The 7,620-nt window shown below is 34.7% G+C and carries 6 protein-coding genes and 1 pseudogene; all 7 read right to left on the reverse strand.

All coding sequences use genetic code 11. The features are described 5' to 3' along the window. Window positions 1-107: 107 nt before the first annotated feature. On the reverse strand, window positions 108-1,130 hold the full coding sequence (galE, locus tag GSY74_RS04415) for a UDP-glucose 4-epimerase GalE (protein WP_164663897.1): 1,023 nt from the start codon (window positions 1,128-1,130) through the stop codon (window positions 108-110). Beyond that, the gene (locus GSY74_RS04420; RefSeq protein ID WP_164663898.1) at window positions 1,130-2,383 is read right to left on the reverse strand and encodes a nucleotide sugar dehydrogenase; all 1,254 of its coding nucleotides are present in this window, start codon (window positions 2,381-2,383) and stop codon (window positions 1,130-1,132) included. The genes galE and GSY74_RS04420 overlap by 1 nt, the downstream gene beginning before the upstream one ends. 46 nt (window positions 2,384-2,429) lie before the next feature. Continuing rightward, entirely contained in the window at window positions 2,430-3,374 is a 945-nt protein-coding gene (locus tag GSY74_RS04425; protein WP_164663899.1) for an SIS domain-containing protein, read from the reverse strand. A 52-nt stretch (window positions 3,375-3,426) separates the two neighbouring features. After that, window positions 3,427-4,863, reverse strand: coding sequence for a polysaccharide biosynthesis protein (locus tag GSY74_RS04430; RefSeq protein ID WP_370518767.1), 1,437 nt, complete (start codon window positions 4,861-4,863; stop codon window positions 3,427-3,429). Between the two features lie 341 nt (window positions 4,864-5,204). Continuing rightward, on the reverse strand, window positions 5,205-6,272 hold the full coding sequence (locus GSY74_RS04435; RefSeq protein ID WP_164663902.1) for an aminotransferase class V-fold PLP-dependent enzyme: 1,068 nt from the start codon (window positions 6,270-6,272) through the stop codon (window positions 5,205-5,207). A gap of 33 nt (window positions 6,273-6,305) precedes the next feature. Further along, window positions 6,306-6,902 (reverse strand): sugar transferase, encoded by a 597-nt coding sequence (locus tag GSY74_RS04440; RefSeq protein ID WP_164663901.1) that lies wholly within the window; start codon window positions 6,900-6,902, stop codon window positions 6,306-6,308. Window positions 6,903-6,907: 5 nt separating this feature from the next. Continuing rightward, a pseudogene (locus tag GSY74_RS04445) lies at window positions 6,908-7,620 on the reverse strand (peptide-binding protein); the annotation flags it as partial.

Below are 7,620 nucleotides of genomic sequence, written 5' to 3' on the forward strand. Positions count from 1 at the left end.
GATTCCGAAAATGCAAATTGCATATAAGGAAACGATGGCTTCAGCCTCGCTAATTCATTGGCATTGGACTAAAGTCTCCGATTCCAAAGAGTTTTACAATATATCTATTAAACTATTTTTTCCCACTCATAAGCACTCTGACAAATAAGCCCCAAATTATTATATTTAGGAGTCCAGTTCATCTTCTGCTTTATCTTACTATTATTAGATATAAGCAATGCTGGGTCACCTGCTCGTCTTGGTGCATTATCCACTTGAAAATCTCTATTTGTAACTCGCTTGACCTCTTCCACAACCTCTTTTACAGAGTAACCTTTTCCGTAACCAACATTAAATGTATCACTGTCATTAACTTTGAGATACTCTATAGCCTGAATATGAGCCGAAGCCAAATCATCTATATGAATATAATCCCTAACACCTGTTCCATCCTCTGTAGCAAAATCATCTCCAAAAATTGCCATCTTCTCTCTTTTTCCTAAAGCACACTCAGAAGCTATCTTGATGAGGTGTGTAGCATTTGGAAAGCTTTGACCAATTCTAGGCTCTAATTTGTTATCAGAGTTGTAGTATACATCTGCTCCTGCTACATTAAAATATCTAAAAGCTACATGTTTGAATTTGGGATATGCAAAAGAGGCATCTTTTAGTACATTTTCGCTCATAAGTTTAGACATACCATAGGGGTTAATCGGAGCAGTGGGGAAGTTTTCATCCAATCCACTGATAGGAGTGGAACTTGGTTCACCATAAACAGCAGCAGTACTTGAAAATATAAATCTCTCTACACCTACCTTAACTGCTTTATCAATAAGATTAGTTGTATTAACAGTGTTATTCATATAGTAATCAAGTGGATTTTCAACTGACTCTGGAACAACAATACTTGCCGCAAAATGAATAATGGTATCAATACTATTCTCTTCTAAAATAGGCAAAATTTTATCAAACTCTTTCAAGTCAAGTTCCACAAATTTAAAATCTCTAATGGCTCTCAATGTATCTAGCGTTTTCCTGCTTCCTGTACTTAAATTATCTACAATAGTAACAGAGTAATCTGTATCCTCTAAAAGCTGTTTTACAACATGACTCCCGATATATCCTGCTCCACCTGTAACCAATATATTCATTATAATCTTCCATCAGAGTCAGATAAGATTGATTTTATATCAAAAATAACTTGTTTGTCGTTATTCAGTTCTAAACTTTTATAGTTCTTATGTGCTACTGCCAAAACTACAGCATCATAGTTTTGAATCTCTGCTTTTGAATATTTAATCAAATCAAGACTATACTCCCTTTTCACTTCATCTTCATCTGCCCAATAGTCACTAACTGATATATCACAACCAAAATCTTGTAGCTCACGAATCACATCAATAACCCTAGAGTTTCTAATATCAGGACAGTTCTCCTTAAAAGTAATTCCTAATACAAGTACTTTTGAGCCTTCTATCTTCTTTCCTTTTTTAATCATAAGCTTAATCACTTGATTAGCAACATAGATTCCCATATTATCATTGAGCCGTCTTCCCGCAAGTATAATCTCTGGATTATATCCTACCTCTTGTGCCTTATGTGTGAGATAATATGGGTCAACACCGATACAGTGACCACCAACCAAGCCTGGTCTAAATGGTAAAAAATTCCACTTAGTTCCTGCTGCTTCAAGCACTGCATTAGTATCAATATCTAGGCGATTAAATATCATAGAGAGTTCATTTACAAAAGCAATATTTATATCTCTTTGGGAGTTCTCTATAACCTTAGCAGCCTCTGCTACTTTGATGCTTGGAGCAAGATGAGTTCCTGCTGTTATAATTGATGCATAAAGTTCATCCACTCTTCTACCTATCTCTGGAGTAGAACCTGCCGTAACCTTCAAAATTTTAGTGACCGTATGCTCTTTATCACCTGGGTTGATTCGTTCAGGAGAATATCCACAGAAAAAATCCTCATTAAACTTCAAACCTGATATATCTTCAAGAATAGGAACACAATCCTCCTCTGTCGCCCCTGGGTAGACAGTTGATTCATATATAACTATATCACCTAACTTAAGTACAGAACCTATACTCTCACTTGCTTTTAAAAGTGGGGTCAAGTCTGGTTTTTTATGCTTATCAATTGGGGTGGGAACTGTTACAATATAGATATTACAATCAGCTATATCATCTAATATATTAGTAAACTGCATATCATTATTAATAGCCTCTTTTACCTGCTCATCACTAAGCTCTAGTGTTCTATCATGTCCAGAAGATAACTCATCAATCCTCCACTGTGCTATGTCAAATCCTACCACCTCATATTTTGATGAGAAAGCGTGTGCTAGTGGCAACCCCACATATCCAAGACCTATAACTGCTATTTTATTTTTCATTAATATACTGCCTGATAAAAGAATTATCGTATTATAACTAAAAAAGCTAAATGCCTAAATCATAGATTTGGATAATCCCAAGTAACCTTTTATCTTCACAAACAAGCAGTGAGTTAACTTTGTAATCTGTCATCATCTTCTGCACTTCTGTGAGCTTAGATTTGGCATCAACTGTTTTAGGATTTTTAGACATTAAACCTCTCGCTTTTAACAAAAAAAACTCTTCTTGATTACTCTCCATCGCACGACGAATATCCCCATCTGTGATTATACCCAATATATCATCACCACTCATAACAATAGCTAAACCCATTTTTCCACTAGATACAACTTGAACGATCTCTTTAATACTCTCATTATCACCAACTATAGGAAGGTTCTCTTTTTGCATAACATCCTCTGCCTTTGTCAAAAGTCTTCTACCCAAAGAACCACCTGGGTGAAATTGGGCAAAGTCCCTATCTTGAAAGTCCCTCAGTTTCATCAGTGCCACAGCCAAAGCATCACCCATAACAAGCGTTGCTGTTGTGGAAGAGGTAGGGGCTAGTTGCAGAGGACAAGCTTCCTCTTTGACTGAGATATTGAGATGATAAGAGCTATTCTTTGCCAAAGTTGAATCAGGATTACCACTCATACTAATCACAATGTTTTCCTGTGCTTTCAAAAAAGGAACCACCTTTAAAACCTCATCAGTCTCACCAGAGTTTGATATAAGCAACACTATATCATCTCTCTCTATCATTCCAAGGTCACCATGATACGCTTCACCAGGGTGCAAAAAAAAGCTTGGTGTTCCTGTACTTGCCATTGTAGCCGCTATCTTTTTGCCAATAATCCCAGATTTTCCCATACCAGAGATGATTAGTTTGCCTCTGCACTTCAAGATAGCTTTTACTGCATCTTCAAACTCTGCTGTTAAATTTTTAGAGAGGTTGGCTATCTCTCTAGCTTCAATTTCAAATACCTCTTTTGCTATATCATTTATATTCATTTCAGTTCTTTTAATTTATTTGTTCGATTAAATCGAACCTACACAGATTTGTTCAATTCTTCTGATGATTAAACTCAGGAACTATCTCTTTCAAAAGTTCTAAGAGATTCTCATCTTCACCTTTTAATCTTTCTATTTTTTTTGATAATAACTCATAATCAACAGGAGGATTTTGTGAGACCATAATGGAGCTATACTCCGTCTTCAAATCAGCATCATCTATCAATAGTTCCTCATAGAGTTTCTCCCCAGGGCGAAGACCTGAGAAGACTATATCTATATCATCCCGACCTGAAAGCTCTATCATCCTATTAGCTAAATCTACTATCTTGATAGGCTCACCCATATCCAAGATAAATAGCTCTCCACCTTTTGCAATAGAGGCTGCCTGAAGAACCAATTGACACGCTTCGGGAATCATCATAAAATATCGTGTAATATCAGGGTGAGTCACAGTAATACTCTCACCCTTATCTATCTGTGATCTAAATTTGGGAATTACAGAACCAGAACTACCAAGCACATTTCCAAATCGAACAGCTACTATCTCCGTTTGATTACTAGGAATAGAGTGTGCATAAAGTTCACAAATTCTCTTGGTCGTTCCCATCACATTGGTTGGACGAACAGCCTTATCTGTTGAGACAAGAACAAGTTTAGTCACACCATATGCGATAGACAAATCTATAACATTTTTTGTTCCAAAGATATTATTATCAATCGCTTCTCTAACATTGGCTTCACAGAGTGGCACATGTTTATAGGCTGCTGCATGTATCACTATATCTGGCAGATATTGCTTAAATGTCTTCTCTAATAGCGTTTGCTCTTTAACATTTTGCATCACAGCTACACTCTTAGTATGGCAAATTTGCTCATTTATACTATATAGATTAAACTCGCTATTATCAACCAAGATTATCTGCTTTGCACCAAAAATTTCAACCTGACGAGATAACTCAGAACCTATACTCCCACCAGCACCTGTAATCATAACCACTTTTCCAACGATAAAATTTGCTATACTAACCATATCTAAATCTTGTGGTTTTCGTGCTAACAGATCCTCTATGGAGATATCAGCAAGAGTGGGACTGTCATCTTCTAGTATCTGAGCTTTTTTAATCTCGTGAATTCCAAGCTCATTTAGTGTGGTAAAGAGTCTCTCTAACTCTTTTTGATTTAACTTCTCTGCAATAATAACTGCATCTATCTCAAGCTCTTCAACTATAGCACTAATATCAGACCTATCATATACTTTTATATTGGAAAAATATGTACCAATAAGATGTTTATCATCAGATATTAATGCCATAAGGTGATAGTCTATCTCCCCTGAAAGTGAACTTTTAATAACCTGAGAAGCTCTATCATTTGCACCTATAATAAGTGTTCTATTTTTATGAACATGCTTACCATTTTCGATATAAAGTCTCTTAGATATTCGTATAAAAGCTATAAAAAATAGTGATAAAAAGAGATCTATCAAAATAACACTTCTAGGATATGGAATAAAATAGTCATTAAAAAGTACAAAAATAACTGTAAATAAAATATATGTAACTATATGGGCAAATATTAACTTTTTATACTCCCATAAACCAAAAAAACGCCAAGCAACAAAGTATATTTTTAAAACAAAAAATATTATTACTTTAAGTGGTGCTAATACTATAATCATTAAAACCATTGAGTTAAAAAAATCAATGGGGATATCAAAATTAAACCGTAAAAGATAAGCCAAAAAGATAGTCAATATGGATATGATTAAATCAAAAAGTATAAAGAATATTATTCGTTTAGAACCGGTAGGTTGTAAAAATTGTTTTTTTAACATACTGTTTTAATCACCTCAACTACACGCATTAACTCCTTATTGGAAGCACTAGTTGGTGAAGGAAGACACAAACCTCTACTAAATAGAGTCTCACTAGTACCATCTACAAATGCTCTACTTTTCCTAAAAAGAGGTTGCATATGCATAGGTTTCCATAGAGGACGACTATCAATACTAGACAACTCCAGTGCTTCAATTATCTTCATTGGGTTAGTTTTATCAAGAAGCATTGTGCTTAACCAACGATTTCCTCTACCACCTTCAATTTCAGGCATCCATGAAATTTCATCTATGCTTTTAAACTTCTCTTGATAAAAATTAAAAATCTCTCGTTTTCTCTCTACTCTTTCATCCAAAACTTCTACCTGTGCCACACCGATAGCTGCTAAGACATTACTCATTCTATAATTATAACCATACTCCTCATGTTCATAGTACAAAAAAGGCTCCTTGGCTTGGGTTGATAGAAATTTTGCTTTGGCTATCCACTCTTCATTATCACTAACAAGTACTCCTCCACCAGAAGTTGTTAAAATCTTATTTCCATTAAAACTATAGACACCAAAGTCTCCAAAAGTTCCACTCTGTTGTCCTCTGTAACTAGCTCCCAAAGACTCTGCAGCATCCTCAATAAGATAAATACCCTCTTCCTTACAGATAGCAACAATCTCATCCATCTTAGCTACCTGACCATATAAATGTGTTAATATAAAAACTTTAGGTTTTTTAGGCAACTCCCTTATAGCTTTTTTTAATAGTATGGGACTAACGTTCCAACTCTCATCGCTATCAATAAAAATCGGCTCTGCACCTTGATATAATATACAATTAACAGAACCTATAAAAGTAAATGATGAGGCTAAAACCGTATCACCTCTTCCAATACCTAAAACTCTAAGTGCTAAATGCAATCCTGCGGTAGCAGAAGAGAGAGCTAAAGCGTTTGAAACACCTGTATACGCTTTAATACTCTCTTCAAATCTTGTTATAAACGAACCAAAAGGAGCAATATAATTACTTTTAAATACTTCGTCAATATATTTTTGTTCTTTTCCACTCATATGTGGGGGAGATAAAAATAGTCTCTGCACAACTTATCCTCTTAGTGTTTTGATAATATATCCAATATCTCTTCCAAAGGACCAGTTCTGAATATATTCTCTATTGATAGCTACTTTATCTGGCCAAATAACTCTATCATTATACTCTTTTGGACTCTTCTGTTGAGCCAAAATTTTCTCTTCATCTCTGTATTTTATCGAAGCTGGCCCAGTTATAGCAGGACGAATAGAGAGAATAATCCTATCTTCCCCCTCTAATTTATCAGCATACCCCTCTACATCTGGTCTGGGTCCTACAAAGCTCATAGAGCCAAATAGCACATTAAAAAGCTGAGGTAACTCATCAATTTTACTGTCTCTAAAAAACTTTCCACTCTTTGTTATGCGTGGGTCATGAGCAGTTGTTGTTGTCCCAACCACTCCCTCCACTGGTTTCATTGTTTTAATCTTAAATACCCTAAAAAGTTCTCCATATCTACCAACTCTTTTTTGCATAAATATCCCAAAACTTCTAGTCTCAATAGATGCTATAACAAAAGATATAAAAATAATCCACCATGTTAAAAAAATAACAACCGATGCAAAAAAAATATCAAAAACCCTCTTAATAAAACTCCCCCAACTGCTCAATGTCTCTACCTTTTTATCTTATATATTTTGCTATATGGTGAAGATACCACAAGTTCAAATAGATTCTTATCATATTTCTCTAACATAAACATCTGCACGAAAGCTGAATGATAAGTTTCTCTATCCATAATTACAAAACTATTATAACTTTTCATATAGACTATACAATATTCTCCATCTATATATTTCAATTGAGTCTCTCCTATAGATTTTCCATTGGATCGATACTCTACCACATCAAACTTATATACTTTTATAATCTGTTTACCTAGTTTTAAAACTCCACTGTTCATATCATAAATAATTCCATTTTCAAATATTAAGTTTGCTCCACTCTGATTTACAACATGAGTTTGATGAAATTTAATATTTCTCTCTTTTTTTCCTGTTGTTAAATCAAGATTACCAAAAACTCCAACTGTTGGGAATATTCTCATCATACGAAATGGCATATAAAGATAGACATCTCTTGTCTTTTTAGGTAGTTTATAATCAAGATTTTGTAAAGCATTTAGTAATTTTTTGGGATTCTCTTTAGTATTAAAAATAGTGTTTGCCACCACAGAATAGTTAGAATCAACATAGGTCTCAACGGCTAAACGACTCAGGTTTGCTACTTGTTGTGGGGAAGTTGAAAACATAAGTTTTGAGATAATGAAGTTATCATGATTGTGCTTACCACCATCTATCAAAGTATTGGTGCTAGAGTAGTACCAGA

Source organism: Sulfurovum sp. bin170, from assembly GCF_010892395.1.
Taxonomy (GTDB): domain Bacteria; phylum Campylobacterota; class Campylobacteria; order Campylobacterales; family Sulfurovaceae; genus UBA1140.